This is a genomic window from Sphingopyxis sp. (genome assembly GCF_016793825.1).
Classification (GTDB): domain Bacteria; phylum Pseudomonadota; class Alphaproteobacteria; order Sphingomonadales; family Sphingomonadaceae; genus Sphingopyxis.
Genome location: NZ_JAEULM010000002.1, coordinates 66,856 through 91,571, shown reverse-complemented (window position 1 = coordinate 91,571; position 24,716 = coordinate 66,856). Strand labels below are relative to the sequence as shown.

30 protein-coding genes are annotated in these 24,716 nt (G+C 65.3%); 12 read left to right on the top strand and 18 right to left on the bottom strand.

The window, feature by feature from the left end:
- Nucleotides 1–26: 26 nt before the first annotated feature.
- Nucleotides 27–410 (top strand): reverse transcriptase-like protein, encoded by a 384-nt coding sequence (locus tag JNM03_RS00535; protein ID WP_367235627.1) that lies wholly within the window; start codon nucleotides 27–29, stop codon nucleotides 408–410.
- Between the two features lie 23 nt (nucleotides 411–433).
- Here JNM03_RS00535 and JNM03_RS00530 read toward each other — a convergent pair whose 3' ends face one another.
- Both JNM03_RS00530 and JNM03_RS00525 read right to left on the bottom strand, forming a co-directional pair.
- Nucleotides 434–1,459, bottom strand: a complete 1,026-nt coding sequence (locus tag JNM03_RS00530) for an adenosine deaminase (RefSeq protein ID WP_294033575.1) — start codon at nucleotides 1,457–1,459, stop codon at nucleotides 434–436.
- Complete coding sequence (locus JNM03_RS00525; protein WP_294033573.1) at nucleotides 1,452–2,027, bottom strand: phosphoribosyltransferase; 576 nt, start codon at nucleotides 2,025–2,027, stop codon at nucleotides 1,452–1,454. The genes JNM03_RS00530 and JNM03_RS00525 overlap by 8 nt, the downstream gene beginning before the upstream one ends.
- Before the next feature lie 86 nt (nucleotides 2,028–2,113).
- On the opposite strand from JNM03_RS00525, the gene JNM03_RS00520 reads away from it, so the two are divergent.
- The 5 genes from JNM03_RS00520 (at nucleotide 2,114) to sdhA (ending at nucleotide 6,660) form a co-directional block, all read left to right on the top strand.
- Nucleotides 2,114–2,551, top strand: a complete 438-nt coding sequence (locus JNM03_RS00520) for a DUF983 domain-containing protein (RefSeq protein WP_294033571.1) — start codon at nucleotides 2,114–2,116, stop codon at nucleotides 2,549–2,551.
- A complete protein-coding gene (locus JNM03_RS00515; protein ID WP_294033569.1) occupies nucleotides 2,544–3,893 on the top strand; it encodes a PLP-dependent aminotransferase family protein in 1,350 nt (449 codons plus the stop codon). Before JNM03_RS00520 ends, JNM03_RS00515 begins: the two co-directional genes overlap by 8 nt.
- Before the next feature lie 116 nt (nucleotides 3,894–4,009).
- Nucleotides 4,010–4,459 carry a succinate dehydrogenase, cytochrome b556 subunit gene (gene sdhC, locus JNM03_RS00510; RefSeq protein WP_294033566.1) on the top strand — a complete coding sequence of 150 codons (450 nt, stop codon included), beginning with the start codon at nucleotides 4,010–4,012 and terminating at the stop codon, nucleotides 4,457–4,459.
- Nucleotides 4,452–4,856 (top strand): succinate dehydrogenase, hydrophobic membrane anchor protein, encoded by a 405-nt coding sequence (sdhD, locus tag JNM03_RS00505; RefSeq protein WP_294033564.1) that lies wholly within the window; start codon nucleotides 4,452–4,454, stop codon nucleotides 4,854–4,856. The genes sdhC and sdhD overlap by 8 nt, the downstream gene beginning before the upstream one ends.
- Nucleotide 4,857: 1 nt before the next feature.
- A complete protein-coding gene (gene sdhA / locus JNM03_RS00500; protein WP_294033562.1) occupies nucleotides 4,858–6,660 on the top strand; it encodes a succinate dehydrogenase flavoprotein subunit in 1,803 nt (600 codons plus the stop codon).
- A gap of 41 nt (nucleotides 6,661–6,701) precedes the next feature.
- Here the strand turns inward: sdhA and JNM03_RS00495 are convergent, their stop codons facing one another.
- The 5 genes from JNM03_RS00495 to leuC form a co-directional block, all read right to left on the bottom strand.
- Nucleotides 6,702–7,001, bottom strand: a complete 300-nt coding sequence (locus JNM03_RS00495; RefSeq protein WP_294033561.1) for a hypothetical protein — start codon at nucleotides 6,999–7,001, stop codon at nucleotides 6,702–6,704.
- Nucleotides 7,002–7,089: 88 nt separating this feature from the next.
- On the bottom strand, nucleotides 7,090–7,305 hold the full coding sequence (locus JNM03_RS00490; protein WP_294033782.1) for a DUF167 family protein: 216 nt from the start codon (nucleotides 7,303–7,305) through the stop codon (nucleotides 7,090–7,092).
- A 59-nt stretch (nucleotides 7,306–7,364) separates the two neighbouring features.
- A complete protein-coding gene (locus JNM03_RS00485; RefSeq protein ID WP_294033780.1) occupies nucleotides 7,365–8,360 on the bottom strand; it encodes an NADPH:quinone oxidoreductase family protein in 996 nt (331 codons plus the stop codon).
- 25 nt (nucleotides 8,361–8,385) lie between these two features.
- Complete coding sequence (gene leuD / locus JNM03_RS00480; protein ID WP_294033560.1) at nucleotides 8,386–8,985, bottom strand: 3-isopropylmalate dehydratase small subunit; 600 nt, start codon at nucleotides 8,983–8,985, stop codon at nucleotides 8,386–8,388.
- The gene (gene leuC, locus JNM03_RS00475) at nucleotides 8,982–10,412 is read right to left on the bottom strand and encodes a 3-isopropylmalate dehydratase large subunit (RefSeq protein WP_294033559.1); all 1,431 of its coding nucleotides are present in this window, start codon (nucleotides 10,410–10,412) and stop codon (nucleotides 8,982–8,984) included. The genes leuD and leuC overlap by 4 nt, the downstream gene beginning before the upstream one ends.
- A gap of 142 nt (nucleotides 10,413–10,554) precedes the next feature.
- Here leuC and JNM03_RS00470 point away from each other — a divergent pair, with 142 nt between their 5' ends.
- Nucleotides 10,555–11,073: a sterol desaturase family protein gene (locus JNM03_RS00470; protein WP_294033557.1), complete on the top strand. Its 519-nt coding sequence runs from the start codon at nucleotides 10,555–10,557 to the stop codon at nucleotides 11,071–11,073.
- On the opposite strand, the gene JNM03_RS00465 is transcribed toward JNM03_RS00470, so the two are convergent.
- The 6 genes from JNM03_RS00465 to JNM03_RS00440 form a co-directional block, all read right to left on the bottom strand.
- Nucleotides 11,070–11,750, bottom strand: coding sequence for a glutathione S-transferase family protein (locus tag JNM03_RS00465; protein ID WP_294033555.1), 681 nt, complete (start codon nucleotides 11,748–11,750; stop codon nucleotides 11,070–11,072). The genes JNM03_RS00470 and JNM03_RS00465 overlap by 4 nt on opposite strands.
- Nucleotides 11,738–12,715: an NAD(P)-dependent oxidoreductase gene (locus JNM03_RS00460; protein ID WP_294033553.1), complete on the bottom strand. Its 978-nt coding sequence runs from the start codon at nucleotides 12,713–12,715 to the stop codon at nucleotides 11,738–11,740. Before JNM03_RS00460 ends, JNM03_RS00465 begins: the two co-directional genes overlap by 13 nt.
- Nucleotides 12,716–12,780: 65 nt before the next feature.
- Nucleotides 12,781–14,064 carry a serine hydrolase gene (locus tag JNM03_RS00455; RefSeq protein WP_294033551.1) on the bottom strand — a complete coding sequence of 428 codons (1,284 nt, stop codon included), beginning with the start codon at nucleotides 14,062–14,064 and terminating at the stop codon, nucleotides 12,781–12,783.
- A 10-nt stretch (nucleotides 14,065–14,074) separates the two neighbouring features.
- The gene (locus JNM03_RS00450) at nucleotides 14,075–14,731 is read right to left on the bottom strand and encodes a CoA transferase subunit B (protein WP_294033549.1); all 657 of its coding nucleotides are present in this window, start codon (nucleotides 14,729–14,731) and stop codon (nucleotides 14,075–14,077) included.
- Nucleotides 14,731–15,621: an HAD family acid phosphatase gene (locus JNM03_RS00445; protein ID WP_294033547.1), complete on the bottom strand. Its 891-nt coding sequence runs from the start codon at nucleotides 15,619–15,621 to the stop codon at nucleotides 14,731–14,733. The genes JNM03_RS00450 and JNM03_RS00445 overlap by 1 nt, the downstream gene beginning before the upstream one ends.
- Nucleotides 15,621–16,331, bottom strand: a complete 711-nt coding sequence (locus JNM03_RS00440; protein ID WP_294033545.1) for a CoA transferase subunit A — start codon at nucleotides 16,329–16,331, stop codon at nucleotides 15,621–15,623. The genes JNM03_RS00445 and JNM03_RS00440 overlap by 1 nt, the downstream gene beginning before the upstream one ends.
- Before the next feature lie 91 nt (nucleotides 16,332–16,422).
- Between JNM03_RS00440 and JNM03_RS00435 the strand changes: the two genes are divergently transcribed.
- Both JNM03_RS00435 and JNM03_RS00430 read left to right on the top strand, forming a co-directional pair.
- On the top strand, nucleotides 16,423–17,331 hold the full coding sequence (locus tag JNM03_RS00435; protein ID WP_294033543.1) for a LysR family transcriptional regulator: 909 nt from the start codon (nucleotides 16,423–16,425) through the stop codon (nucleotides 17,329–17,331).
- A 57-nt stretch (nucleotides 17,332–17,388) separates the two neighbouring features.
- Nucleotides 17,389–18,201 (top strand): universal stress protein, encoded by an 813-nt coding sequence (locus JNM03_RS00430; RefSeq protein ID WP_294033542.1) that lies wholly within the window; start codon nucleotides 17,389–17,391, stop codon nucleotides 18,199–18,201.
- Here JNM03_RS00430 and JNM03_RS00425 read toward each other — a convergent pair.
- The 3 genes from JNM03_RS00425 to JNM03_RS00415 are packed head-to-tail and all read right to left on the bottom strand — an operon-like array spanning nucleotide 18,198 to nucleotide 20,418.
- A complete protein-coding gene (locus tag JNM03_RS00425; RefSeq protein WP_294033540.1) occupies nucleotides 18,198–18,860 on the bottom strand; it encodes an HAD-IA family hydrolase in 663 nt (220 codons plus the stop codon). The genes JNM03_RS00430 and JNM03_RS00425 overlap by 4 nt on opposite strands.
- 55 nt (nucleotides 18,861–18,915) lie before the next feature.
- On the bottom strand, nucleotides 18,916–19,302 hold the full coding sequence (locus tag JNM03_RS00420; protein ID WP_294033538.1) for a hypothetical protein: 387 nt from the start codon (nucleotides 19,300–19,302) through the stop codon (nucleotides 18,916–18,918).
- Nucleotides 19,303–19,323: 21 nt separating this feature from the next.
- On the bottom strand, nucleotides 19,324–20,418 hold the full coding sequence (locus JNM03_RS00415) for a DUF2855 family protein (RefSeq protein ID WP_294033536.1): 1,095 nt from the start codon (nucleotides 20,416–20,418) through the stop codon (nucleotides 19,324–19,326).
- Between the two features lie 57 nt (nucleotides 20,419–20,475).
- Here JNM03_RS00415 and JNM03_RS00410 point away from each other — a divergent pair, with 57 nt between their 5' ends.
- Nucleotides 20,476–20,859 carry a DUF488 domain-containing protein gene (locus tag JNM03_RS00410; protein WP_294033534.1) on the top strand — a complete coding sequence of 128 codons (384 nt, stop codon included), beginning with the start codon at nucleotides 20,476–20,478 and terminating at the stop codon, nucleotides 20,857–20,859.
- On the opposite strand, the gene JNM03_RS00405 is transcribed toward JNM03_RS00410, so the two are convergent.
- Both JNM03_RS00405 and JNM03_RS00400 read right to left on the bottom strand, forming a co-directional pair.
- Nucleotides 20,856–21,542, bottom strand: a complete 687-nt coding sequence (locus JNM03_RS00405; protein ID WP_294033533.1) for a VIT family protein — start codon at nucleotides 21,540–21,542, stop codon at nucleotides 20,856–20,858. The genes JNM03_RS00410 and JNM03_RS00405 overlap by 4 nt on opposite strands.
- Before the next feature lie 21 nt (nucleotides 21,543–21,563).
- Nucleotides 21,564–22,484, bottom strand: a complete 921-nt coding sequence (locus JNM03_RS00400) for an SMP-30/gluconolactonase/LRE family protein (RefSeq protein WP_294033532.1) — start codon at nucleotides 22,482–22,484, stop codon at nucleotides 21,564–21,566.
- A 45-nt stretch (nucleotides 22,485–22,529) separates the two neighbouring features.
- Here JNM03_RS00400 and JNM03_RS00395 point away from each other — a divergent pair, with 45 nt between their 5' ends.
- Both JNM03_RS00395 and JNM03_RS00390 read left to right on the top strand, forming a co-directional pair.
- Nucleotides 22,530–23,129 carry a TIGR02466 family protein gene (locus JNM03_RS00395; RefSeq protein ID WP_294033531.1) on the top strand — a complete coding sequence of 200 codons (600 nt, stop codon included), beginning with the start codon at nucleotides 22,530–22,532 and terminating at the stop codon, nucleotides 23,127–23,129.
- 137 nt (nucleotides 23,130–23,266) lie between these two features.
- Nucleotides 23,267–24,700 carry an NAD-dependent succinate-semialdehyde dehydrogenase gene (locus tag JNM03_RS00390; protein ID WP_294033530.1) on the top strand — a complete coding sequence of 478 codons (1,434 nt, stop codon included), beginning with the start codon at nucleotides 23,267–23,269 and terminating at the stop codon, nucleotides 24,698–24,700.
- The last annotated feature ends 16 nt before the right edge of the window (nucleotides 24,701–24,716 follow it).

The following is a 24,716-nucleotide window of genomic DNA, read 5'->3' as shown; positions in this document are numbered from 1 at the left end:
GCGGCGATTTGAGCTAAGCCGACGGTGTGATCGCGCGCCGCACCAAAATCTATTTCGACGGCGGGTGTCGGCCGAACCCCGGACCGATGGAGATCGCCGTCGTGATCGGCGGGATTGCGACGATCGAGCGCGATCTGGGGCACGGCAGCAGCCTCGATGCCGAATGGCTCGCGCTGATCGCCGCGCTCCGGCTGGCGCGCGCGGGGGGGATCGAGGAGTTCATCCTGCTGGGCGATGCGGCGGCCGTGGTGGCGCAGGCGACCGGGGCGGTTCGCGTCAGCGGCACCGCGGCGCAGTATCTCGCGATGTTTCGCGATATCGCGGACGGGGGGTGCGCGCCGCGGATCCGGCATGTCGGCCGGTCGCAGAATCTGGCCGGGATCGCGCTCGCCAGACTGCATCCCCGCTAGGGTCCCGACCCCAGGCGGCGTTTTCAGAGATAGGCGTCGATCGCGGCGAGGTGTTTCGCCTTGTCGCCGTCGCTCAGGAACGAACCGGTGAAGCTGTTGCGCGCGAGCGTGACCAGATCGGCTTTCGACAGGTCGAGCGCGTCGGCGACGGCCAGGTAATTGGCATTCACATATCCGCCGAAATAGCTGGGATCGTCGCTGTTCACCGTGGCGCGCAGCCCGGCATCGAGCATCGCCTTCAGCGGATGTGCGGCGGCGTCATCGACGACGCAGAGTTTCAGGTTCGATAGCGGGCAGACGGTCAGGGTCATGCCTTCGCTCACCAGTCGCGCGACGAGTGCCGCGTCTTCGAGGCTGCGGTTCCCGTGATCGATACGGTCGACCTTGAGCAGGTCGAGCGCTTCGTGGACGTAGGCGGGCGGGCCTTCCTCGCCGGCGTGCGCGACGACCTTTAGCCCCAGCGCGCGGGCGCGGGCGAAGACGCGCTCGAATTTTGAAGGCGGATGCCCGACTTCCGAGGAATCGAGACCGACGCCGTCGATGCGGTCCAGAAAGGGCAACGCCTCGTCGAGCGTCGCGTCGGCGGCGGCTTCGCTGAGGTGACGGAGGAAGCACATGATGAGCCTCGACGAGATGCCGTCGCGCGTCCGCGCGTCGTCGAGCGCGCGGGTGATGCCGCCGATCGCGGTCGCGAAGGCGACTCCGCGTTCGGTGTGGCCCTGTGGATCGAAGAAGATTTCGACGTGGCGTACGGCGTCGGCGTTCGCGCGCGCGAGATAGGCGGCGGTGAGGTCGTGGAAATCCTGTTCGGTCTGGAGAACACCCATTCCCTGATAATAGATGTCGAGGAAATCCTGGAGATTCGAGAAGGCGTAGGCGGCGCGGACTTCGGCGACGCTGGCAAACGGGATCGCGATGCCGTTGCGCCGGGCCAGCTCGAACATCAGTTCGGGTTCCAACGACCCTTCGATATGCAGGTGAAGTTCGGCCTTGGGCAGCCCCGCGATGAAGGCTGCGCGTTCCCGCGCTGAAGCGAAACCGTCAGTCATGAGGCCTGTCCTCTTCGCGCAGGATGATGCCCGCTTCGGGCTTGTGTCGGCGGATCTCGTCGATGGTCAGCCCGTCGATCTCGTGCGGGAAGATCAGCCACTGGTCGGTTTCGCGGACGAAATAGTCGGGATGCAGGTCGGTGACATTGCGGCGCGGTTTGAACCATACCGTCGCGATGCGGATGTCGCGCGGCATATTGTGGCGACAGCGCGCCTTCAGTTCGGCGATGAAGGCGCGGATGCTGCGGCCGCTGTCGAAAACGTCGTCGATGATGAGCAGCCGGTCTTCGGGGTCGAGCGTGTCGATCAGATATCCCAGCGCGAAGACGCGCACTTGCGGGTCCTGATTGTCGATGCCCTTGTACGACGATGTGCGGATCGCGATGTGGTCGCAGTGGTGGCCGTGATAGTCGAGCAGTTCCTGCACCGCGATGCCGACCGGCGCGCCGCCGCGCCATATGCCGACGAGATGCGTCGGTTTGAACCCGCTGTCGATCACCTGCATGCCAAGCCGCAGGGAATCGGCAAGCAATTCGTTCGCGCTGATATAGATTTTGTCGTCGCTCATGGAGCGGAGGTAATCCCGCCCTCGACATTTGTCATGCCTGCTATTATGTATGGTATTGTGTATGGTAATGACAAAGGCATGCGGCAATGACGGGCGAACGCGAAGGGCGTGAAAAATGGCGCTGGATTTACCGGACCGGGCTTCATGGCCTTTGCCCGCAGTGCGGCGAGGGCAAGATGTTCCGGCGCTGGTTGAAAGTCACCGACCGCTGTTCGCGGTGCGGGCTCGACTATGATTTCGCCTCGCCCGACGATGGCCCCGCCTTTTTCTCGCTCTGTTTCATCGCCTTTCCGCTGCTGTTCCTGGTCGTCTGGTTCGAGGTCGCGCTGAATCCGCCTTGGTGGATGCACCTGATCGTGTCGGCCCCGCTGATGTTGCTGCCGTGCCTTTTTGCCCTGCAACCGATCAAGGGGTGGCTCGTCGCGTCGCAATATGTGAACAAGGCGCAGGAAGCGGGCACCGACGCGCTGTGGAAACAGCTCAACGCACGGGCGAAGGGAGAGATTCTGGACAGCGATGCCTGACGTCTGGGTTCCCGACCTGACCCGCGTGCGCGGCGCCAAATATGTCGCGATCGCCGACGCGATCGCGGCGGCGGTCGAAACGGGCGAACTGCGCAGCGGCGATCGGTTGCCGCCACAGCGTGACCTGGCGATGCGGCTGGGGATCGACCTCACGACCGTTACCAAGGCCTATGACCAGGCGCGGGCGCGCGGCCTTGTCGGGGCGCGCGGCCGCGCCGGAAGCTTTGTGCTGCCGCAGGATGCGATCGCCGCCGGTCCGCCGCCGCGCGACACCGGCATGAACATGCCGCCCGAGGTCGAGGGCGGGACATTGCTCGCAAGCTGGGAGCGGACGGCCAGCGCGCTGCTCCGCGCGCCCGGCGCGGGCGGGCGGTTGCATTATACGCCGGCGGGCGGGCGGGAGGTCGACCGCGCGGCTGGGGCGGAGATTTGCGCGCGGATGGGGCTGGCGAGTGCGCCCGAACAGATCGTCGTCACGGCGGGCGCGCAAAATGCATTGCACGCGGTCGCGGGTGCAGTGCTGACGCACGGCGATGTCGTCGCGTGCGGGGCGCATATCTATCCGGGTTTCCTCGCACTGGCGCGCAGGATGGGGTTGAAGCTGGCGCCGCTGGAGCGGGTCGAGGCGGCGGCGCTGGAGGCGCTGTGCCGGACCCGCGCCATCGCGGCGCTCTATGTCGTGCCGACGAACGACAATCCCACGACCGGCACGATCGGGATTGCCGAGCGCGCCGCGCTGGCGGACGTTGCGCGGCGCCACGGCGTGCGCGTGATCGAGGACGACGCCTATGGGCAACTCGCCGCGCAGCCGCTTCCTTCCTTGTCGAGCTTCGTGCCCGAACTCGGTTGGTATATTGCGAGCGCGTCGAAGACGATCTCGCCCGCGCTGCGCGTCGCGCATGTCCGCGCGCCGACGACGCGCGACGCGCTGGCGCTTGCCGCAGAGGTGCACGAGGTGAATGTCATGGCGCCGCCGCTGAACGTCGCGCTGGTAACGCGCTGGCTGGAGGACGGCAGCTATGACCGGCTGATCTGCGAGACGCGCGCCGAGGCGGTGGAGCGGCAAGCGATTGCGGCGGAGAGCCTGCCCGCGCACAGCTTCTCGGCGCACCCCTGCGGTTATCATCTCTGGGTGCCGCTTCCCGATGGAATGGACGAGGCGCGCGTCGCGGCCGATCTTCGCGGCGAGGGTGTGACCGCGATTCCCGCCAGCATCTTCGCGGTCGATGCGGGCCGGCGTACGTCGGCGCTCCGGGTTTCGCTGGGCGGGGCCATCGGCCGTGCCGGTTTGCGGCGCGGGCTGCCGGCACTGGAAAGGCGGCTGGAGCGCGCGGGCGAATGAGCGCGAAGCGGATCGGGCATTAAATTCTTCGCACCCGCACCCTAAGCAATTGCATATCGCGGCGGGAACGCTTAACCCGCGCGCATCGACCGACAGAGTCAGGAAACGGGGCTGATATGGCTGGCAAGCAACCGAGCGCACGGCCGCTCTCGCCGCACCTTCAGGTGTATAAATGGGCGCCTTCGATGGCGGTCTCGATCTTCCATCGCATCACCGGCGACGGCCTTGCCATCGTCGGCGCGCTGATGTTCCTTTGGTGGCTGGGCGCGATCGCGGCGGGTCCGGATGCCTATGCGGCGTTCCTCGCCTGTGTCTGGCACGATCCCAGCCCGGAGGTGAGCGTCGTCCATCAGGTCACCAATATTCTGGGCAAGGTCGTTCTGGTCGGTCTGACCTGGGCCTTTTTCCAGCACCTCTTTTCGGGCCTCCGCCACTTCGTGCTCGATGCCGGTGCGGGTTATGAGCTGAAGATCAACAAATTGTGGTCGATCCTCGTTTTTGCCGGCGCGATCTTCGCGACCGCGGCGGTCTGGCTCTACATCGCGAAGGAGGCGCTTCATGGGTAATGGTACGCGCCTTGGCCGGGTTCGCGGGCTCGGTTCCTCGCATCACGGATCGCAGCATTGGTTGCAGCAGCGCCTGACCGCGCTCGGCAACATCCTGCTCGTCACCTGGTTCTTCGTGTCGCTGATCCGCCTGCCGCTTGGCGACCATGGCGCGGTTCAGCGCTGGGCCTCGAACCCCACGGTCGCGCTGGCGCTGATCCTGCTCGTGATCAGCGTCTTCTGGCATTTCCGCCTCGGCCTTCAGGTGATGATCGAGGATTATGTCCATGGCGAAGCGACGCGGCTTCTCGCGCTCGTGATCCTGAATTTCTACGCGATCGGCGGCGCCGCCTTTGGCATCTTTGCCATCGTCCGCATCGCGCTGGCGCCCGCTGGGCTTGCTCCGGGGGGCATGTAAGATGACTGAAGCCTACAAGATCATCGACCATATCTATGACACCGTCGTTGTCGGTGCGGGCGGGTCGGGCCTGCGCGCCACCATGGGCAGCGCCGAGGCCGGTCTCAAGACCGCCTGCATCACCAAGGTGTTTCCGACGCGCAGCCACACCGTCGCGGCACAGGGTGGCATCGCCGCCTCGCTCGGCAACAATTCGCCCGATCACTGGACCTGGCACATGTACGACACCGTCAAGGGGTCGGACTGGCTCGGCGACCAGGATGCGATCGAATATATGGTGCGCGAAGCACCGAACGCGGTTTACGAGCTTGAACATGCGGGCGTGCCGTTCAGCCGCAATCAGGACGGCACCATCTATCAGCGCCCATTCGGCGGCCATATGCAGAATATGGGCGAAGGCCCCCCGGTGCAGCGCACCTGCGCCGCCGCGGACCGTACCGGTCACGCAATGCTGCACGCGCTCTATCAGCAATCGCTGAAATATGACGCGGACTTCTTCATCGAATATTTCGCGCTCGACCTGATCATGGAAAACGGCGCGTGTCGCGGCGTGATCGCGCTGTGCATGGAGGATGGCAGCATCCATCGCTTCCGCAGCCAGGCCGTCGTGCTGGCGACGGGCGGCTATGGTCGCTGCTATTTCACCGCGACGTCGGCACACACCTGCACCGGCGACGGTGGCGGCATGGTGCTGCGCGCCGGCCTGCCGCTGCAGGACATGGAATTCGTCCAGTTCCACCCCACGGGCATCTATGGCGCGGGCGTGCTCATCACCGAGGGTGCGCGCGGCGAGGGTGGCTATCTCACCAACAGCGAAGGCGAGCGTTTCATGGAACGCTATGCCCCGTCGGCGAAGGATCTGGCGTCGCGCGACGTCGTGTCGCGTTCGATGGCGCTCGAAATCCGTGAAGGCCGCGGCGTCGGGCCGCACAATGACCATATCTACCTGCACCTCGATCATATCGATCCGGCGGTGCTGGCGGAGCGCCTGCCCGGCATCACCGAAAGCGGCAAGATTTTCGCGGGCGTCGACCTGACGCGCCAGCCGTTGCCGGTTGTGCCGACGGTCCACTACAACATGGGCGGCATTCCCTGTAACTATCATGGCGAAGTTGTCACGCTGAAGGACGGCAACCCCGATACAGTCGTCCCCGGCCTGTTTGCGGTTGGCGAAGCGGCGTGCGTTTCGGTCCATGGTGCGAACCGGCTCGGTTCGAACAGCCTGATCGATCTCGTGGTGTTCGGCCGTGCGACGGGGCATCGCCTGAAGGAAATCCTGACCCCCGGCGCGGCGCAGCAGCCGCTACCGAAAGACAGCGCCGACCTGGCGCTCGAACGGCTCGACCATTTCCGCAATGCGAACGGCGGGTCGCCGACGGCGGAAATCCGCACCGAGATGCAGCGCGCGATGTCCGCCCATGCCGCGGTGTTCCGCACCGACGAACTGATGGCGGAAGGCAAGGAAAAGCTGGCCAAGACCTATCAGCGGATGAACGACGTCCACGTCACCGACCGCAGCCTGATCTGGAACACCGACCTCATCGAAACGCTCGAGCTCGACAATCTGATCAGTCAGGCGACGGTGACGATGCATTCGGCGTTCAACCGCAAGGAAAGCCGCGGCGCACACGCGCACGAGGATTTCCCGAACCGCGACGACAAGAAGTGGATGAAGCACACCATCAGCTGGTTCGACGGCTGGGGTGGCAAAGGCGGCGGGGTTCGTCTCGACTACCGCCCGGTCCACGAATACACGCTGTCGGACGATGCGGAGTATATCAAGCCGAAGGCTCGCGTTTACTAGGGCTTCTTCGGATCGCCGGCGGGCCGGCTGCGCGCCGGCTTCTATTCGCTGCCGAAGATGCTCTGGATCGGATTGAGATCGGTGAAGGGTTCATCGACGTCCTGGCCCATGATCCACAGGCGGTGGCAGGCGATGGCGAAGAACATGAACGCGATCGTCCACACGATGATCGTCTTGATCACTTCCCAGCGTTTGGCTTCATAGGCGGCAAGGGCGCGGGCCTTGTGGTCGATGCCCAGCTCGCCTTCGAACTCGGCGACGAGCTGCGCACGGCGGGTACGCGAAATGTTCGCGAGACTCGCGGCTTGTTGCGCATCGTCGGTCGAGCGGCGATTTGCCATCGCTGATACCTTATGGTCCCAATAGTCCTGTTCCCACCATAATGGTGATGAACTGATAAAGGGTTAACCGAATAATCGGACATCGGTTTCAGCCGGGCGCGATCGCGATCAGCTTGACTCGGGCCGTTGCGCCGCGGAGCAGCGTCAACTCGCGCCGGGGCCGGTCCAGAGCCGCGGCGAGCAGCGCGATCACCGCCGCATTCGCGGCACCGTCGGCGGGCGGCGCAGTGACGCGAAGCTGGACAATGTCATCGACGATGCGGATTTCGTCACGGCTCGCGCCGGGTACGACGCGGACCTCCAGCCGTCCGGACGCTGCCCGTCCGCGCAGCGCCGCAGTCAGCGCGGGATCGGGGCGATATTTCAGATCGTGACCACCAGTTTGCCGACCGCGCTTCGATCGGCGAGCTTGGCGATCGCCTTGCCGCCGTCGGCGAGTGCGAAACTCTCGGTGACGCGCGGCTTGATCTTGCCCTGTTCCCAAAGCTGGAACAGGCGCGCGATATTGGCGCGGTTGCGCGCCGGTTCGCGCATGACGAAAGCCCCCCAGAACACGCCCGCGACGTCGCAGCTCTTGAGCAGCGTCAGGTTGAGCGGCAGCCGCGGAATGCCGGCGGGGAAACCGACGACGAGGTAGCGGCCTTCCCACGCGATCGAACGCAGCGCGGGTTCGGCATAGTCTCCGCCGACGGCGTCATAGATGACGTTGGCCCCGTTGGGGCCGACGGCCGCCTTGAACTTTTCGGCAAGGGCCTTCGACGCATCCTTGTCGAACGGCTGATAGCCATAGACGACGACCTCGTCGGCCCCGGCCTGGCGGGCGATATCGGCCTTGGCTTCGCCCGATACCCCGGCGACGACACGCGCGCCGAAGGCCTTGCCGAGCTCAACCGCCGCAATGCCGACGCCGCCCGAGGCGCCGAGGACGAGCAGCGTGTCGCCTTCCTTGATGTGGCCGCGATCGAGCAGCGCGTGGATGCTCGTGCCATAAGTCATCAGCAGCGACGCGCCCGCTGCGAAATCATATCCTTCGGGCAGATGATAGACGTTGTGGACGCTCACCGCGACCGCCTCCGACATGCCGCCATTGCCGCAGCCGGCGATGACACGGTCGCCGACCTTGAATTCGGTGACGCCCTCGCCGACCTCGGCGACCAGGCCTGCAACCTCGCCGCCGGGCGCGAAGGGGCGTTCGGGGCGGAACTGGTATTTGTCCTCGATGATCAGCACGTCGGGGAAGTTGACCGCGCAGGCCTTCACATCGATCACGATCTGCCCCTTGCCGGCGCTCGGGCGCGGCAGTTCGCCAAGGGTCAGCGTTTCGGGGCCGCCGGTTGCGGTCGACAAGAGAGCCTTCATCATCTTCTCCTTATGGGGTGTTCGATCAGGTCCGGGTCGCAGTCGGACGCAGCCAGGGGCGATCGGCATCGAGCGTCTGCTCATAGGCGCCGATCGCGGCGGCACTCTTTTCGGTGAGCGAGATTTCGTCGAGTCCGCCAAGCAGGCACATCTTGCGGAACGGATCGATCTCGAAGGCAAAGCGATCCTGAAAAGGCGTCGTGACCGTCTGGGTGTCGAGATCGACATGCACCGGATCGGTTTGAGCGACTTCCATCAGCCGGTCGATCGCCGCTTGCGGCAGGACGACGGGCAGGATGCCGTTCTTGACCGCATTGCCCGAAAAAATATCGGAATAGCTGGGCGCGATAACGACCCGAATGCCGAGGTCGCCCAGCGCCCAGGCCGCATGCTCGCGGCTTGACCCGCAGCCGAAATTGTCACCGGCGATCAGGATGGGCGCTCCCTTGAACTGCGGGCTGTCGAACAGATTGTCGGGATCGGCGCGCAGCGTTTCGAACGCCCCCTTGCCCATTCCGTCGCGTGTCGTGGTCTTCAACCAGTGGGCGGGGATGATGACGTCGGTATCGACATTCTTGAGCCCGAACGGAATGGCGCGGCCTTCGACCTTTTCGATCGGTGTCATGCCATCAGCTCCCGCACGTCGGTGAGCTTGCCCGTCACAGCGGCCGCCGCCGCCATAGCGGGGCTGACGAGGTGCGTGCGGCTGCCCGGTCCCTGACGACCGACGAAATTGCGATTGCTGGTCGAAGCACATCGCTCGCCCGCCGGCACCTTGTCGGGATTCATCGCGAGGCACGCCGAACAGCCCGGCTCGCGCCACTCCAGCCCTGCATCGGTGAAAATGCGGTCGAGCCCTTCGGCTTCGGCCTGTGCTTTCACGAGGCCCGATCCGGGGACGACGATCGCCCATTTGACGTTGGCGGCCTTCTTGCGTCCTTTGACGATCGCGGCGGCGGCGCGCATGTCTTCGATCCGGCTGTTGGTGCAGCTACCGATGAAGATATTCTCGACCGGCACGTCCTGCATCCGCGTGCCCGGCTCCAGACCCATATAGGCAAGGCTCTTGGCGGCGGCGGCCTGCTTCGACGGATCGGCGAAGCTCGCCGGGTCGGGGACCACGCCGGTGATCGGCACGACGTCCTCGGGGCTGGTGCCCCAGGTCACGCTCGGCGCGATGTCGGCGGCGTCGATAATCACGACCTTGTCATAGGTCGCGCCCGGATCCGTCGCGAGGCTCTTCCAATATTCGACCGCCGCATCCCAGTAGGCACCCTTGGGCGCGTAGGGGCGGTCCTTGAGGTAAGCGAACGTCACCTCATCGGGCGCGATCAGCCCGGCGCGCGCGCCGCCCTCGATCGCCATGTTGCTGACGGTCAGGCGGCCTTCGACCGACAGCGCACGAATGGCGCTGCCCGTATATTCGATGACATGGCCGGTGCCGCCAGCGGCACCGATCGTGCCGGTGATGTGGAGGATGATGTCCTTTGCGGTGACGCCCGGACCCACGGCGCCCTCGACGCGCACTTCCATCGTCTTGGCGGGTTGCAGCAGCAGCGTCTGCGTCGCCAGCACATGTTCGACCTCGCTCGTCCCGATGCCGAAGGCCAGCGCGCCGATGCCGCCATGGCAGGCGGTGTGGCTGTCGCCGCAGACGATCGTCGTGCCGGGCAGCGAAAAGCCCTGCTCGGGACCCACGACATGGACGATCCCCTGTTCGGGCGCGACGGCGTCGATATAGCGGACGCCGAACTCGCTGGCGTTCGTTTCCAGCGTTGCGAGCTGGGCGGCGCTTTCGGCATCGGCGATCGGCAGGATGTTCCCACGTGCATCCTTGCGCGCCGTGGTCGGCAGGTTGTGGTCGGGCACCGCGAGCGTCAGGTCGGGGCGGCGTACCGTGCGGCCGTTGGCCCGTAGTCCGGCGAACGCCTGCGGGCTGGTGACTTCATGGACAAGATGACGGTCGATGAAGATCAGGCAGGTACCATCGGGGCGCTGTTCGACGACATGCGCGTCCCAGATTTTCTCATAGAGGGTGCGGGGGCGAGTCATGCGGTTCACTTACGCCGCCCGCATAACTTTGCAAGCGAGTGGCGATCAAAAACGCAATTTTTGGTCGCGCGCCTTTCCGGCGATTTTTCGCCGGGATGTCGGCGATGTAGCATCATGTCGTCGACAAGCCTATGATTGCCCGATGTCGATGCCCGCCATCATCGTTCTCGTGCTTGGCACCATCGTGGCGATGGAGGGCGTCGCCTGGGCGAGCCACAGATATATCATGCACGGCTTTGGCTGGGCCTGGCATCGCGACCACCATGAACCGCACGACAAGCTGCTGGAGAAGAATGATCTCTTCGCCATCGTCGGCGCCGCGATGAGCATTTCGATGTTTGCGCTGGGCAGCCCGATGATCCTGGGGAGCGCGGTGTGGGAACCGGGAACCTGGATCGGGTTCGGTATCCTCATTTACGGGATTATCTATACGCTGGTCCATGACGGGCTGGTTCACCAGCGCTATTTCCGCTGGGTGCCGCGGCGCGGCTATGCGAAGCGGCTGGTACAGGCGCATAAGCTCCACCACGCGACGATCGGCAAGGAGGGCGGGGTGAGCTTCGGCTTCGTGTTCGCGCGCGATCCCGCGACGTTGAAAGCCGAACTGAAGGCGCAGCGCGAGGCGGGGATCGCCGTGGTGCGCGAGGCGCTCGCCGATTAGGCCGTCCGATAGTCGGCGGTGATCACGCCGGTGGCTGCCAGTTCGGCCTCATGGCTTTCCTCGCGCCATTCCTCGAGCAGCGCCTGCCGTTCCCATTCGAGCATCGCGGGATGCGCCAGCATATGATCGACCCATGCCTGGCCGGCGCCCACGTCGAGGCCATAGGTGCGGATGCGGAAGGCGACCGGCGCGAAGAAGGCGTCGGCAGCAGAGAAGTCGGCGCCCGCGAGCCATGGCCCGCCGAACTTCGCCAGACCTTCCTCGAACAGCTCGCGGATGCGCGCGACGTTCGAGCGCAGCGCGTCGGACATCGGCTTCGGCGTCACGCGCACCCCGACGTTCATCGTGCAATCGTTACGCAGCGCCGAAAAGCCGCTGTGCATCTCGGCAACGGCGTATTGCGCCCATGCCCGCGCGTCGGGATCGGCGGGCCATACGCCGTCGTGCCGATCGGCGAGATAGAGTGCGATGCCGAGCGAGTCATGGATCGTGCGCCCGTCGTGGAGCAGCGCCGGCACTTGCCCGGTCGGGGAGAAGCTTCGGAAAGCGCCATAGTTCACGGGTCCGGTGAAGGGCTCCAGCCGGTCTTCGAACGCGATGCCCAAGCCCTGCATCAGCACCCATGGGCGCAGCGACCAGCTCGAATAATTGCGGTTGGCGGTGATCAGCACATACATGCTTCGCGCTCCTGACGGGCGATGGGGGAGGTGTAATCGGGGTCATGCGCAAAGGGCAGCGTGCGGCCCTCGCGGAGTGCGGCGAGCACGCTGCCGAAGTCGGTCTGTGCGCGCCAGCCAAGCCGCCGCTCGGCGCGCGAGGGATCATAGACGCGGTCGATGATCTCCGGCAGCACCCAACCCTCGGCGGCATAAAGCTCGGCCGCATCGGGATGATGGCGCGCGATCACCGCGCGCGCATCGCGGGCCAGCTCTTCGGACTCCTCGCGCGCGAACGGCGGCGGGGCGGAGAGGATGAAGGTGTCGCAGCCGATCTCCGGCGCGGCTTCGAGCGCGGCAAGATGCGCGGCTGCGGCATCCTCGACCGTCAGGCGCCGGTTGAGCAGTTCGTTGGCCTTGAGATTCGGCCCACTCGGCACGGCATGTGTGTCGTCATCTTCGGGAAAGAAACGCCCGGTACGCAGGATCGCGATATTGATCCCATGCTCGCGGTGGACCAGCTTGCAGGCTTGCTCGGCCGCGAGCTTGGTAATGCCATAGATGTTGCGCGGTTCGATCGGACCGAAATCCTCGTCCATCCACCACGCGCCGGCCTCGCCCGCGCCCGCACGAACATCGGCGCGCACCATCAGCGAGGTGGTCGAGGTAAAAAGAAAGCGGTCGTTCCCTGCCGCGACCGCCGCCTCGATCAGGTTCAGGGTGCCGGACACATTGACATCGACAAAGGCCTGCCGTTGATAGCGGACGATGTCGGGCTTGTGCAGCGCACCGCCATGAATGACCGCCTCGATTCCGTGCTCGCCCATCGTCCGATCGACCAGCGCGCGGTCGGCGACGGTACCGATCACCCGCGTATGCACGCCCGGCACGACGTCGAGACCGGTTACGTGATGGCCGTTTTCAGCAAGCAGCGGCGCGAGATAGCGTCCAAGCCAGCCCGACGATCCGGTCAGCAGCACACGCATGTCCGATTCTCCTCTGACCCGGCGCAGGCCTGATACACAGGCCGCGGATTGTGCGGCAAGGGGCGTTACTCTTTCAAACTCACTGTCGAGGGAGCCGCTCTCGCCGCCCCGCCGGTCGCGGGCGGCAGTTCGCTGAGGTCCAGCCAGTTCGCATCGGCGCGCTTGTGATAGCTATCGATCGCCGCGAACGGGATGCGGAAAGGGAAGCCCCAGTCGCTGTTCCACATCGCGACGACGCCCGTCCGCGTCGCGGGCTCGAAGATCATCGTCGCGCGGTAGCCCGAGACCGCTCCCGAATGGCCTTCGAGCCGGCGGCCGTCATAGATGAAGCTGCGCCAGCCGAGGCCGTAAGCCGCATCGCTGTTCGCCTGCCGCAGCGTGCCGCCATAGATGCGGCCGGTGCCGACACGCGGACGATGGGCGATCTGCAGCACCTTGTCGGGCAGCACGTCGGATCGTTTCCCCATCATTGCCTGCATCCATTTGGCGAAATCGACGATATCGCTTTCAACCCCGGCAGCGGCGGGAACGCGCCAATAAGCTTCTTTGACCGGGCGGACCTGCGTGCCGCTGCGGTGCGGCCGCGCCCAGTCCTTCGCGCCTGTCAGCCTTTCCATGCCATAGCCGGCGCTGACCATGCCGAGTGGACGGAAGAAGCGACTCTCGACCGCATTGGCGAAGCCTTCGTTGGCGGCTTCGCCCAATATTTCGCTCGCGGCGTCGAAGGCCACATTCTGATAGGTGTGGCAGGTGCCGGGTTCGCATTGCAGCGGCGCAGCGAAGAGCATCGAACGCAGCAGTGCGGGACTCTGCCCCTCCTCCAGCTTCTCGTCATAGGCGTTTTTGGTGAGGCCGGTGCGCTGCGACAGCAGGTCGGCCACGCTGATCCGCGTCTCGGCACCGCCGGGGAGACGCAGCGAGGTACGCCAGTCGGCGACCGGGCGGTCGAGATCGATCGCGCCGTCGTTCGCCAGCGCCCCCGCGAGCGCGCCGGTCGCGGTCTTCGAAACCGAAGCCCAGCGGAACAGTGTCTGCAGCGTGACCGGTGCGCCGGTCGCGGCATCGGCGACGCCATAGGTGCGCACGAAGGTCAGCTTGCCGTCTTCGACGACCGCAACCGCCAGACCCGCCATCTCGGGCCGCTGCGTCAACGCGGCGAGTTGCCCGTCGAGCGCGCGATAGTCGATCCGCCCGTGCCATTCGCCGGGCGTGTCGGGCAGGTTTTCGGCCGCCTTGAACGGAATCGCGACGCTCGCGAGCGGATGGTCGCCGCCAAGCGCGCGAACACCGAACCAACCAGCCGCAACGAGCGCAGCGACCGCGAGAAGAACAACAAAAAACCGCTTCATGAACCCGTGACTAGATGGCGACCTCATATTTGGCGGTTGTCTTAGCGGCGACTTCGTCCGCCGTCACGCCCGGAGCGAGTTCGATCAGCCGGAATGGGCTGTCATGGTTCTCGCGCTTGAACACGGCGAGGTCGGTGACGATCATGTCGACGACATTCTTGCCGGTGAGGGGAAGCGTGCACGCCGGGATGAACTTGGGGCTGCCGTCCTTGGCGTTATGTTCCATCACCACGATGATCTTCTTGACCCCGGCGACAAGGTCCATCGCGCCGCCCATGCCCTTGATCATCTTGCCCGGGATCATCCAGTTGGCGATGTCGCCATTCTCGGCGATCTCCATCGCGCCAAGGACGGTGAGGTCGATATGGCCGCCGCGGATCATCGCAAAACTGTCCGATGAACTGAAATAGGCCGACTGCGGCAGCTCGCTGATCGTCTGCTTGCCCGCGTTGATCAGGTCGGCGTCCTCGTCGCCCTCATAGGGGAAGGGGCCGATGCCGAGCATGCCGTTTTCCGACTGGAGCGTGACCGTCATCCCGGCGGGAATATGGTTCGCGACCAGCGTCGGAATACCGATTCCCAGATTGACGTAATAGCCGTCCTGCAATTCCTTCGCGGCGCGCGCCGCCATGTCGTCGCGGGTCCAGCCCTTGCTATCCTCGGCCATTATTTCGGCTCCCATTGCTTGTCGGAGGGGAAGGCGTCGTTCCAGCCCAGCTTGTCCCACGGGCCGTAGACGGGATTGGGGAAAAGGAACCAGCCCTTGTCCCAGAGTGCGGCCGCGCCGGGGCCGGTCGCCAGCGCCATGCGGGTCGCGGGGGGTAGCCCCTTTTCGTTGAACTGCTGGCTGAAATCGCCGAGCTGGTCGCCGCCGAGGATGATCACGCAATATTTCGACGCAATCGCCGAACGGCGCGGATCCTTGCTAGACCCGCCGGCATCGTCGCCCATCAGGAAGAGCGTCTCGCCATGCTTGAATTCGCCCAGCCCGGCGGCGCGCAGCGTATCTTCGCTGCCGGTGGCATTGGCGGCGCTGCGGTTGGTGTTGGCGATGACGGTGATACCGGCGGCCCGCAGGGCGTTCACCATCTCGACCGTGCCGGGCATCGCGATCGCCTTGCCCGCGCCGGTTTTTTCCCACTGATCCCAGACCGCGACGTCGAACGCCGTACCCTGCTGCGCGAAGTAGCGCATCGGACCGAGATTCCAGATGAGCGTTTCGTCGGCATCGAACACCGCGGCGAAGGGCTTGTTGCCGCAGGGTTCGAACTGCGGTGCGTCCATCGTTGCACCGGCCGCGAGGACGACGCTGTCCTTCGGACGCTGCTTGATCCGCCACACGCCATAGTCGGCGATCCGCGCATTGGTCGCGCGCACCGCGACCGCGGCTTCGGGCGATCCATAGAGATATTGCAACGGCGTCGGCGGCTTGGCGGATTCCGCCGGCGTTGCCGGCCCGGTGGCGGGCGGCGGAGGCGTGGGCGCAGTCGCGACTTGAGCGGGTGCGCTGGCGCAGCCCGCGAGGAGCAGCGCGCTGGTCAGGGCAAGGCTACGCATCACGCGGCCTCCCGCGGGCGCACAGTACGGAACTCGATCTTCTTTTCATACGGCGCGCCGACGATCATCCGCTTCACATAGATGCCGGGCAGGTGGATGCTGTCGGGGTCGAGGCTGCCGGTCGGTACGATTTCCTCGACCTCGGCGACGCAGATCTTCGCCGCGGTCGCCATCGGCTGGTTGAAGTTGCGCGCGGTCTTGCGGAAGATCAAATTGCCGCTTTCGTCGGCCTTCCAGCCCTTGATGATCGCAAGGTCGGCAAAGATGCCGCGTTCCAGGATATAATTCTGTCCGTCGAAATTCTTCACTTCCTTGCCTTCGGCGACCAGCGTGCCGACGCCGGTCTTGGTGTAGAAGCCGGGAATGCCCGCGCCGCCGGCACGGCAGCGTTCGGCGAGCGTGCCCTGCGGGCAGAATTCGACCTCGAGTTCGCCCGCCAGATACTGACGTTCGAATTCCTTGTTCTCGCCAACATAGGAGGAGATCATCTTCTTGACCTGCTGCGTGCGGAGCAGCTTGCCGAGCCCTTCGCCGTCGATGCCTGCATTGTTGCTGGCGATCGTCAGATTGCATGTCCCTGCATCGCGGATCGCGTCGATCAGCCGCTCCGGAATGCCACACAGGCCAAAACCTCCGGCGCAGATCTGCATGCCGTCGAACAGCAGTCCTTCGAGTGCGGCAGCGGCGTCGGAATAGCGCTTGTTCCCCATGAAACAGCCTCCTTGTTGGGTGATCGAGCGCGACATTGGCGCATCTGACATATCAATTCTAATCATAGTGTTTTTAGGGTATTGATAAACAATGTCGATCAATCGCATCGCCTTTTATCATCTCGAAACGCTGCTCTGGATTGATCGGCTCGGTACTTTCTCGGCGGCGGCGGAGCGGCTCAATACTACCCAGCCGGCGGTTTCGGCCCGGATGCGCGAGCTGGAGCAGCGGCTGGGGTCGGCGCTTTTCCGCCGCGACGGACGGGCGATGTCGCTGACCCCGGCGGGTCGCAAGCTGGTGCGCGACTGCGCGCCGCTGCTTCGCGACATGGAGCGGGCGCTGCTGGGGAGCGGCGGCTTTGCCGAGGCGAGCGGCGTGGTGCGCATCGGCGCCGGCGAGATTGCGGCGGCGAGCTGCCTGCCGCCGTTCGTCGCCGCGCTGAAGGAGGAAATGCCGGGGGTCGGGCTGGAGATCGAGATCGACCTGACCGCGAACCTGATCCAGCAGTTGCTCACCGGCCGCACCGACATGGCGTTCGCCGCGGGGCCGGTCGCGCACCCGGCGCTGACGTCGCGCCCGATCGGCAAGGTCGCACTCGTCTGGCTCGCCAGCCCGGCGGTCGCCGCGGCGTTCGGCGCGGACGGCGAGGCACCGCCGGTGCCGGTCTGGTCGCTTGCCAGCCATTCGCCGATCCACGGCCGGATGCGCGACGCGATCGACGCTTCGCGAATCGCGCCGCGATCGCTGAACCTTTGCAACAATGCCCGGATGATGATCGACATCGCGCTCGCGGACGGCGGGGTCGGGATTTTCCCGGAACCGATGGTGCGCGGCGAGGTCGCGCGCGGGGCGCTGGTCGCGCTTGCCGGGATGCCGCCGCCGGCACCCGTTGAATTCCACGTCGCGATGCGGGTCGCCGATACCGAGCCGGTGCTGGTCCGGATTTTCGAGCAGGCGGCGCGCCTGCGCATCGCGCCGGCTATTGACGCCGGTCAATGAATCGCCGCGCGGCGCGGCGCATGGTCTTCCTTATTGGACAACAAAAGGAGGCTCTCCATGCGCACGATACTGGTTCATGCCGACAATGATTCCGCCTGTGAGGACAGATTGCAGGTCGCGCTCGACCTGGCGCGCCGCTTTCAGGGGCATATGACGCTGCTGATCGCGACGCCGTTGCAACAGTTCGTCAGCTTCGATCCGTTCGGCGGCACCTATTTTGCCGCCGAAGCGCTGGCTGCGGCGCAGGCCGACGATATCGCGCTCGAAAGCCGGCTGGCCAAACGACTCGCGAACGAGGATGCGCCGTGGGACATCGCGATGGCCGACGGCGACATCGTCGGCGCGCTCGCGGGAGCGGCGACCTTCGCCGATCTGGCAGTGGTCAGCCTGCCCGCCGCGAAGGACGGGCCGCGGGGCAATGCGTTACCGATGCTGGCCGGCGACCTTGCGGTCACGGCCGCCGCGCCCGTTCTGGCGCTGCCGCGCGGCACCGGGTCGCTCGATTGCGAGACGCCGGCGATGGTCGCCTGGAACGGTAGTTCCCAGGCGGCGCACGCTTTGCGCGCAGCCCTTCCGCTGCTGGGCGGCCGGCAAGTCGTGCTGGTGTCCGTCGGCGGCGATGACGGCGATTTTCCGGCCACCGATGCGCTGCGCTATCTGTCGCGCCATGAAATCCACGCCGAGCTGAAGACGGTCGATCGCGGCGGCGATACGGTCGAGGAACGCCTGGAAAAGGAAGCGCTCGCGATGGGCGCCGGGCTGATCGTGATGGGCGCCTTTGGCCGCAGCCGCCTCCGCGAGACGATCTTTGGCGGGGTGACCCAATATCTTTTGACCAGCGGCCGGATACCGCTGTTGCTGGCGCATTAGGGCAACGAAATACCCAGTGCGTCGGACAGGTCGGCGAGCGCCTGCTCGCCGCTTGTCACCTTGATCGCGTGCATCCCAAGCTGGCTTGCGGGTTTGCAGTTGATGCCGAGGTCGTCGAGATAGATGCAGGCGGCGGGTTCGACGCCCAGCGCTTCGCACATCATCAGATAGATGCGCGGGTCGGGCTTGCGCACGCCAGCCTTGCTCGATTCAATGACATGGTCGAACCGTGCCATGATACTTGCAACCTCGACTGCGGCCTCGGCGCTGCGGGTCATGCCCGCGCCCTGGATGCCCATCTTGCCTCCCGGCACGTTGTTGGTGATGCAGGCGATGCCGAACCCTTTGGCCTTCAGCGTGTCGAGCGCCGCGACCATGGCCGGCCGGACGGCGCCCGCGATGACGGCGAGGACAGCCTCGCCTGCCAGATCATGCCCCAGCGCGCGCGCTTCGGCCGCGAACAGAGTATCGAAGGTCGCGGCGTCGATTTCGGCTCGCTCGAACTTGGCCCAGGCGTTGTCGTCGGGGTTGGCCGCGTTCACGCGCCGTACGAAATCGCGCGGCAGGCCACGTTCGTCCTCCAGCCGGTTGAAGGCTTCAAAGGGGGAGGCGGTGATGACGCCGCCAAAGTCGAATATGACGTGGGTGTAGCGAGACATGGCGCGGCTAGAGCGCAGATTGACGTTAACGTCAAACGCGAAGGCGCGGGCCGCGTTATTTCACGCGCGTGCCATACCAGCTGGCGTCGTCGATGCTGAGGTCGAGCCGGTCCGGCGAGCGCACCGTATCGAGCAGGAAGGTGTAGGGGCCGTTCGCCGCGAGGATCGCATCCATTGCCTTTTCAAGCGCGATGGTGACCGTCGGGATGCGGGCATAGTCGGACCGGATCTCGACCTTGTTCGCCCCGACGCGGGTGACGGTGATCGTGACGTTATCCCTCGACGATCCGCGCGCGTCGGACGCAACCGCGCCCTTATAGGTGCCCGCTACCCGATCGGCGAGATCAAGCTTGCGCGGCGCCTTTGCAGGCGTGGGTTCGGCATGGCTCGCGACGGGCAGAAGCAGCGCGGCCGCGACGGCAAGGGAAAGCGAACGAAGCATCGGATATTCTTTCGGGGTTGGTCAGGGTTCGACGATGATCCCCGCTCTGGGATCGGCGCGACCCGACAGCATTTCCTTATAGGCATCGATGGCGGCCTCTCCGCCGCTGCGTTTGTCGATATGGGCGAGGCGGGGGACGACGTCCATGAAGGCGAGCCATGCTTCGGCGATCTTTTTGCCGAAAGCTGCACCGCCCCAGTCGGCGATGCGTTTCTGGCTGCGGCCGGGGGCAAAGAAACCCTGCCGTTCGGGGCCGGGCAGCGCCCCGGCATCTCCCTGAGCGTCCCAGTGAGACTTCCCGACGATGATCGACGCCTTGAGCTGGTTGCCGAAATGGCTGTGGACGACGCGCGTGACCGCTCCGTTGCCCGCCATGTCGACCAGCGCGGCAGGCGTCGCGGCGTTGAGCGTCATGATCTGGTCATAGGCGATCACGCGATCGTAAATCCCCTGCGCGGCCAGTGCGTCGACATTGGCGGCGCTGGTCAGCCCGATGGTTTCGGGGCGGCTGGCGCGTTGTGCGAGCGAAAAGCCGAGCCCTATCGCGGTCTTGCTCGATGCACTGGCGATCAGGATCTGCTGGACGCCATAATCTCCCTCGTCCTCGAACTGGTCCGCGATCAGCCAGCCGGTGAGGAAGAGCGGGCGGAAGACCGGCCAGTAATCATGGTCGGCGGCACGGTAATCGGGCAGCGCTTCGATCCGCTGATACTGGTTATAGATCGGCGGCAACGTAGTGCGGCGCGGCGTGACGTCGGTGAAGCCCCCGGCGCCGACGTGTCCCGCAGTCAGGATCGCCTCGCTCGCCATCGGGAAATAACCATAGAAGCGATCGCCGGGCGCGATGCCGTCGGCGGCGCTTTCGGCGACGGTGGCAAAGCCCCAGACGGGCAGGCGGCCGGGCGTGCACGGCTCGGCAAAGAAGTCCCAATAGCCCTGATCGTTGCCGAACAGGCCGGCGGGCTTGCCGAACACCGCATAGGTGATGTTGTTCGCGGTCATCGCATAGCTGTCGAGGGTCACGCGGACCTGCCCGGACGCCAGCGACGCGGGCGGATCGGCGACCAGCTCGGCTTGCGTGACGTCGTCGCGGTCGATGTTAATCGCCCAATTCATATCCGGACCCCTCCGATAGTCTTGCCCGTCGATACGGGATGGCCGATAGTCTTGCAGATGACGAGGGCACTGACAATCGCGGTAAAGCGGATCTATGACGCGCCGGAGGCAGGTGACGGTGCGCGCTTCCTGGTCGATCGGTTGTGGCCGCGCGGCATTGCGAAGGACAAGGCGGAACTGGCCGCATGGCTGAAGCCGCTCGCGCCCAGTGATGCGCTGCGCAAGCGCTTCCACGGCGAAACAGCGGATTCGGACGAAGCCTGGGATGCGTTCCGGCTGGACTATTTCGCGGAACTCGACGCAGAGAGCGAGGATAGGGCGGCGGCGCTTTTCGTGCTCGAAGCGGCGATACAGGCCGGGCCGGTGACGTTGCTCTATGCCGCGAAGAATATGGCACGGAACAATGCGGTCGCGCTCCGTGAATGGCTGGAACGGCGCTAGGCGGCAGCGCCGAACAGCGAACCGATGGCGATCGTCGCGGCCATGGCCATCGCACCCCAGAAGGTTACACGAGCCACCGGCCGCAGCATCGGCGCCTTCCCCGCGCGCGCGCCGAGGGCCCCAAGCAGCGCGAGGAAAATCAGCGATGCGCCGGATACCGTCCAGGGTAGCGATGCACCCTGATCGATGAAGACCGTTGCGAGGGGAAGGGCGGCACCGACCGAGAAGCTGGCGGCAGAGGCCACCGCCGCCTGTACCGGTCGCGCCGCCATTTCGTCCGTCATGCCCAGTTCGTCTCGCAAATGGGTGTCGAGTGCATTATGTGCCGTCAATTCTACCGCGACCCGCTCGGCAAGGCTGCGGTCGAGGCCGCGCTGCTGGTAGATTTGGGTGAGCTCCTCCAGCTCGAACTCCGGGTCGGCGGCGAGGTGCCGTTTTTCCAGCTCGACGTCGGCCTTTTCGGCGTCGCCCTGCGAACTCACCGAGACATATTCGCCCGCCGCCATCGACATCGCCCCGGCGACGAGGCCCGCGGTGCCGGTGACGAGGATCGACGATTGCGTCGCCCCGGCGGCCGCGACGCCCGCGATCAGGCTGGCGGTCGAGACGATTCCATCGTTGGCGCCCAGGATCGCGGCGCGCAGCCAGCCGATCCGCGTAACGGCGTGCGTTTCTTCGTGCATAGTTCCCCTGGGATCCTGACCCTAATATTGCAGTTTCAACCCCGGTCGGTTCCAGCGCGTCTTGACCAGCCGGCCGGTGCCCGACAGCGTCAGATAGGCGTCCTGCATGTCCGGGCCGCCGAACGCGATGTTGGTCGTGAAGATATCGTCGGTCGCGACGAATTCGACAAGGTCGCCCGTGGGCGAGATGACGCTGATCCCGCATTCGCCGATCGTCGCGACGCAGATGTTGCCGTTGGCTTCCATCGCGAGGCTGTCGAAGAATTTATAGCCCGCCGGGCGATAGAGCGGGATGCCGGGACCACCGGGGCCCGCATCGGGCGCGACCTTGCCGGGGGCCACGATGTTGAACTTCATCAGACGGCAGGTGTAAGTTTCGGCGGCATAAAGCGTGTTGCCGTCGGGCGACAGGCCAACCCCGTTCGGATTGTTCGACGGGAAGATCACCTCCTCGATGAAGCTGCCATCGGCCTTGGCATAGAAGATGCCGACGATGTCGTGCGCGCGCTTCGCATAATCGACCTTGCCGTGATCGGTGAACCAGAAGCCGCCGTGCGCGTCGAACATGATGTCGTTCGGGCCGCGCAGGATCACCCCATGGTCGCCCGATTTGTACAGCGTTTCGATCTCGCCGGTGGCCAGATCGATGCGTTCGATCCGTCCGCCCGAATAATCCGCCGCGATGCCATGCGGGGCGAGATAGCCGTTCGATTCGACATAGTGGAACCCGCCGTTGTTGCAGCAGTAAAGCTTGCCGTCGGGGCCGATCGCCAGGCCGTTGGGGCCACCGCCGGGTGTCGCGACAACCTCTTTGCGGCCGCCGGGCCAGCAGCGGGTTATCCGGCCCTGCTCGATCTCGACGACGATGACGCTGCCGTCCTCCATCACGACCGGCGCCTCGGGAAACCGCAACCCGTCGGCGATCAGTTCAAACTCGGCCATATCCTCTCCCTTGCTCTTCCGCCTGTCCTATGCTTTGCGCCCATCATGCCCGTTCGTACGCTCTTCGCCACCCATTTTTACGAAGCCGACGTTGGCACTCCCGATCTGCTTGAAGAGCTGGAGGCCAGTTGCCGCCTGTTCGCCGAAGAAGATCGCGCGGGAAGGGCGTGGAGCCGCGATCATGGCTACAAAGGCTATACCAGTTATGCCAGCCTCGGCGACCTGCCCGAGCGCGATCCCGCGTTCCATGACCTGAAACGCCTGCTCGACAAGGAAGTGAAGGCCTTTGCCAGGGCCTGTCATTTCGACCTTGCGAAACCGCTGAAGCTCGACAGCCTGTGGGTCAACATCCTGAAACCCGGCGGGACGCACAGCGGACATATTCACCCGCACAGCATCGTATCGGGGACCTTCTATGTCGTCGTCCCGCCGGGATCGGGTGCGCTGAAGCTGGAGGATCCGCGGCTGCCGATGCTGATGGCGGCACCGGGACGCAGCGAGGACGCGCCCGAGCACCTGCTGCCCTTCATTTATGCCGAGCCTGCCGCCGGTCGCGTCTTCCTGTGGGAGAGCTGGCTGCGGCATGAAGTCATGCCCAACGCGGGGAAGGGCGAACGGATTAGTATCAGCTTTAACTATCGCTGAAGCGTTCCTATATCGCGCTCGCCATTGCGAGCGAAGCGAAGCAATCACCAGCCACCGGCCTCATGCGATCCCGATAGCTGGCGATCGCTTCGTCGCTTCGCTCCTCGCAACGATGATTACTCAGAACGGAGCCCCACATGACCGCGACCTACGACGCCGACCTCCAGCTCTTCATCGACGGTGCCTGGCGGAGCGGGGAGGGGCGCGACGAACGGCCGGTGTTCAATCCGGCGACGGCGGGCACGATCGCGGGACTGCCCGTCGCCACCACGGCCGACCTTGACGAAGCGCTCGCGGCGGCGGAGCGCGGATGGCCGGTGTGGCGGGCGAAGACGCCCGACGAGCGCGCGGCGCTGATGCACAAGGCCGCGGGGCTGATCCGCGAGCGCGCCGACCACATCGCGACACTGATGACGCTCGAACAGGGCAAGCCGATTGCCGAGGCGCGCGGCGAAGTGTTGTCGGCGGCGGGATTGTTCGCCTATTTCGCCGAGCAGGGAAAGCGGATCGAGGGCCGGGTCCTTCAGCGCCCGGTCGGCCAGCGCGCGATGGTCACCAAACATCCGGTGGGCCCGGTTGCGGGCTTCAGCCCGTGGAATTTCCCGGTCAATCTGATGGTCAAGAAGATCGCCCCGGCGCTTGCCGCGGGCTGCGTCGTGATCGCAAAAGCCCCCGAGGAAACGCCGGGCTGCACCAGTGCGGTCATGCGTTGCATCGCCGACGCCGGCATTCCCGGCGACGTCGTTCAGCTCGTCTATGGCGACCCCGACAAGATCAGCCGGCACCTGCTGGCAAGCCCGGTCATCCGAAAGGTCAGCTTCACGGGATCGACGGCAGTCGGCAAGCATCTGATGAAGCTCGCCGCCGATGGCGTAAAGCGGATCACGATGGAGCTGGGCGGCCATGCTCCGGTGCTGATCTTCGACGATTGCGACCTCGAAGCGACGCTCGACAAGGTGGTGTGGCAGAAGTTCCGCAATGCCGGGCAGGTGTGCATCTCGCCTACGCGCTTCTATGTGCAGCAGGGTATCTATGATGCCTTTGTGAAGGGCTTTGCGGAGCGCACGGCGAAGGTGAAGATCGGCAGCGGCCTCGACGCCGACACGCAGATGGGCCCGCTTGCCAACGCACGCCGCGTTCCGGCGCTGGAGGCGCTGGTCGCCGACGCCAAGGCAAAGGGTGCGCGCGTGATCGCGGGCGGCGAGGCGACGGGCAACGGCTATTTCTTCCAGCCGACCGCGATCGCTGACGTTCCGATCGAGGCCGATGCGATGAACAATGAACCTTTCGGCCCGATGGCGCTGATCCGCCCGTTCGGCAGCGAGGACGAGGCGCTCCAGCAGGCGAACCGGCTACCTTATGGCCTCGCGGCCTTCGCTTTCACCGAGAACGGTCGCCGCATCAACCGGATCGTGGACACGATCGAAAGCGGGATGGTCGGGGTCAACAGCTTCGTCGTTTCCGCCCTCGATGCGCCGTTCGGCGGGATCAAGGAATCGGGTTTCGGCAGCGAGAGCGGGCCCGAAGGGCTCGACGGATACCTTGTGACCAAGGCTGTGCACATTCACTGATGTCGATGATTGACCC

Bases quoted from the DNA above. Each gene is read 5' to 3' on its own strand.
- JNM03_RS00530 (WP_294033575.1), bottom strand. From the start codon at position 1,459: ATGACTGACGGTTTCGCTTCAGCGCGGGAACGCGCAGCCTTCATCGCG.
- JNM03_RS00525 (WP_294033573.1), bottom strand. From the start codon at position 2,027: ATGAGCGACGACAAAATCTATATCAGCGCGAACGAATTGCTTGCCGAT.
- JNM03_RS00520 (WP_294033571.1), top strand. From the start codon at position 2,114: ATGACGGGCGAACGCGAAGGGCGTGAAAAATGGCGCTGGATTTACCGG.
- JNM03_RS00515 (WP_294033569.1), top strand. From the start codon at position 2,544: ATGCCTGACGTCTGGGTTCCCGACCTGACCCGCGTGCGCGGCGCCAAA.
- sdhC (WP_294033566.1), top strand. From the start codon at position 4,010: ATGGCTGGCAAGCAACCGAGCGCACGGCCGCTCTCGCCGCACCTTCAG.
- sdhD (WP_294033564.1), top strand. From the start codon at position 4,452: ATGGGTAATGGTACGCGCCTTGGCCGGGTTCGCGGGCTCGGTTCCTCG.
- sdhA (WP_294033562.1), top strand. From the start codon at position 4,858: ATGACTGAAGCCTACAAGATCATCGACCATATCTATGACACCGTCGTT.
- JNM03_RS00495 (WP_294033561.1), bottom strand. From the start codon at position 7,001: ATGGCAAATCGCCGCTCGACCGACGATGCGCAACAAGCCGCGAGTCTC.
- JNM03_RS00485 (WP_294033780.1), bottom strand. From the start codon at position 8,360: ATGAAGGCTCTCTTGTCGACCGCAACCGGCGGCCCCGAAACGCTGACC.
- leuD (WP_294033560.1), bottom strand. From the start codon at position 8,985: ATGACACCGATCGAAAAGGTCGAAGGCCGCGCCATTCCGTTCGGGCTC.
- leuC (WP_294033559.1), bottom strand. From the start codon at position 10,412: ATGACTCGCCCCCGCACCCTCTATGAGAAAATCTGGGACGCGCATGTC.
- JNM03_RS00470 (WP_294033557.1), top strand. From the start codon at position 10,555: ATGTCGATGCCCGCCATCATCGTTCTCGTGCTTGGCACCATCGTGGCG.
- JNM03_RS00465 (WP_294033555.1), bottom strand. From the start codon at position 11,750: ATGTATGTGCTGATCACCGCCAACCGCAATTATTCGAGCTGGTCGCTG.
- JNM03_RS00460 (WP_294033553.1), bottom strand. From the start codon at position 12,715: ATGCGTGTGCTGCTGACCGGATCGTCGGGCTGGCTTGGACGCTATCTC.
- JNM03_RS00455 (WP_294033551.1), bottom strand. From the start codon at position 14,064: ATGAAGCGGTTTTTTGTTGTTCTTCTCGCGGTCGCTGCGCTCGTTGCG.
- JNM03_RS00450 (WP_294033549.1), bottom strand. From the start codon at position 14,731: ATGGCCGAGGATAGCAAGGGCTGGACCCGCGACGACATGGCGGCGCGC.
- JNM03_RS00445 (WP_294033547.1), bottom strand. From the start codon at position 15,621: ATGCGTAGCCTTGCCCTGACCAGCGCGCTGCTCCTCGCGGGCTGCGCC.
- JNM03_RS00440 (WP_294033545.1), bottom strand. From the start codon at position 16,331: ATGGGGAACAAGCGCTATTCCGACGCCGCTGCCGCACTCGAAGGACTG.
- JNM03_RS00435 (WP_294033543.1), top strand. From the start codon at position 16,423: ATGTCGATCAATCGCATCGCCTTTTATCATCTCGAAACGCTGCTCTGG.
- JNM03_RS00430 (WP_294033542.1), top strand. From the start codon at position 17,389: ATGCGCACGATACTGGTTCATGCCGACAATGATTCCGCCTGTGAGGAC.
- JNM03_RS00425 (WP_294033540.1), bottom strand. From the start codon at position 18,860: ATGTCTCGCTACACCCACGTCATATTCGACTTTGGCGGCGTCATCACC.
- JNM03_RS00420 (WP_294033538.1), bottom strand. From the start codon at position 19,302: ATGCTTCGTTCGCTTTCCCTTGCCGTCGCGGCCGCGCTGCTTCTGCCC.
- JNM03_RS00415 (WP_294033536.1), bottom strand. From the start codon at position 20,418: ATGAATTGGGCGATTAACATCGACCGCGACGACGTCACGCAAGCCGAG.
- JNM03_RS00410 (WP_294033534.1), top strand. From the start codon at position 20,476: ATGACGAGGGCACTGACAATCGCGGTAAAGCGGATCTATGACGCGCCG.
- JNM03_RS00405 (WP_294033533.1), bottom strand. From the start codon at position 21,542: ATGCACGAAGAAACGCACGCCGTTACGCGGATCGGCTGGCTGCGCGCC.
- JNM03_RS00400 (WP_294033532.1), bottom strand. From the start codon at position 22,484: ATGGCCGAGTTTGAACTGATCGCCGACGGGTTGCGGTTTCCCGAGGCG.
- JNM03_RS00395 (WP_294033531.1), top strand. From the start codon at position 22,530: ATGCCCGTTCGTACGCTCTTCGCCACCCATTTTTACGAAGCCGACGTT.
- JNM03_RS00390 (WP_294033530.1), top strand. From the start codon at position 23,267: ATGACCGCGACCTACGACGCCGACCTCCAGCTCTTCATCGACGGTGCC.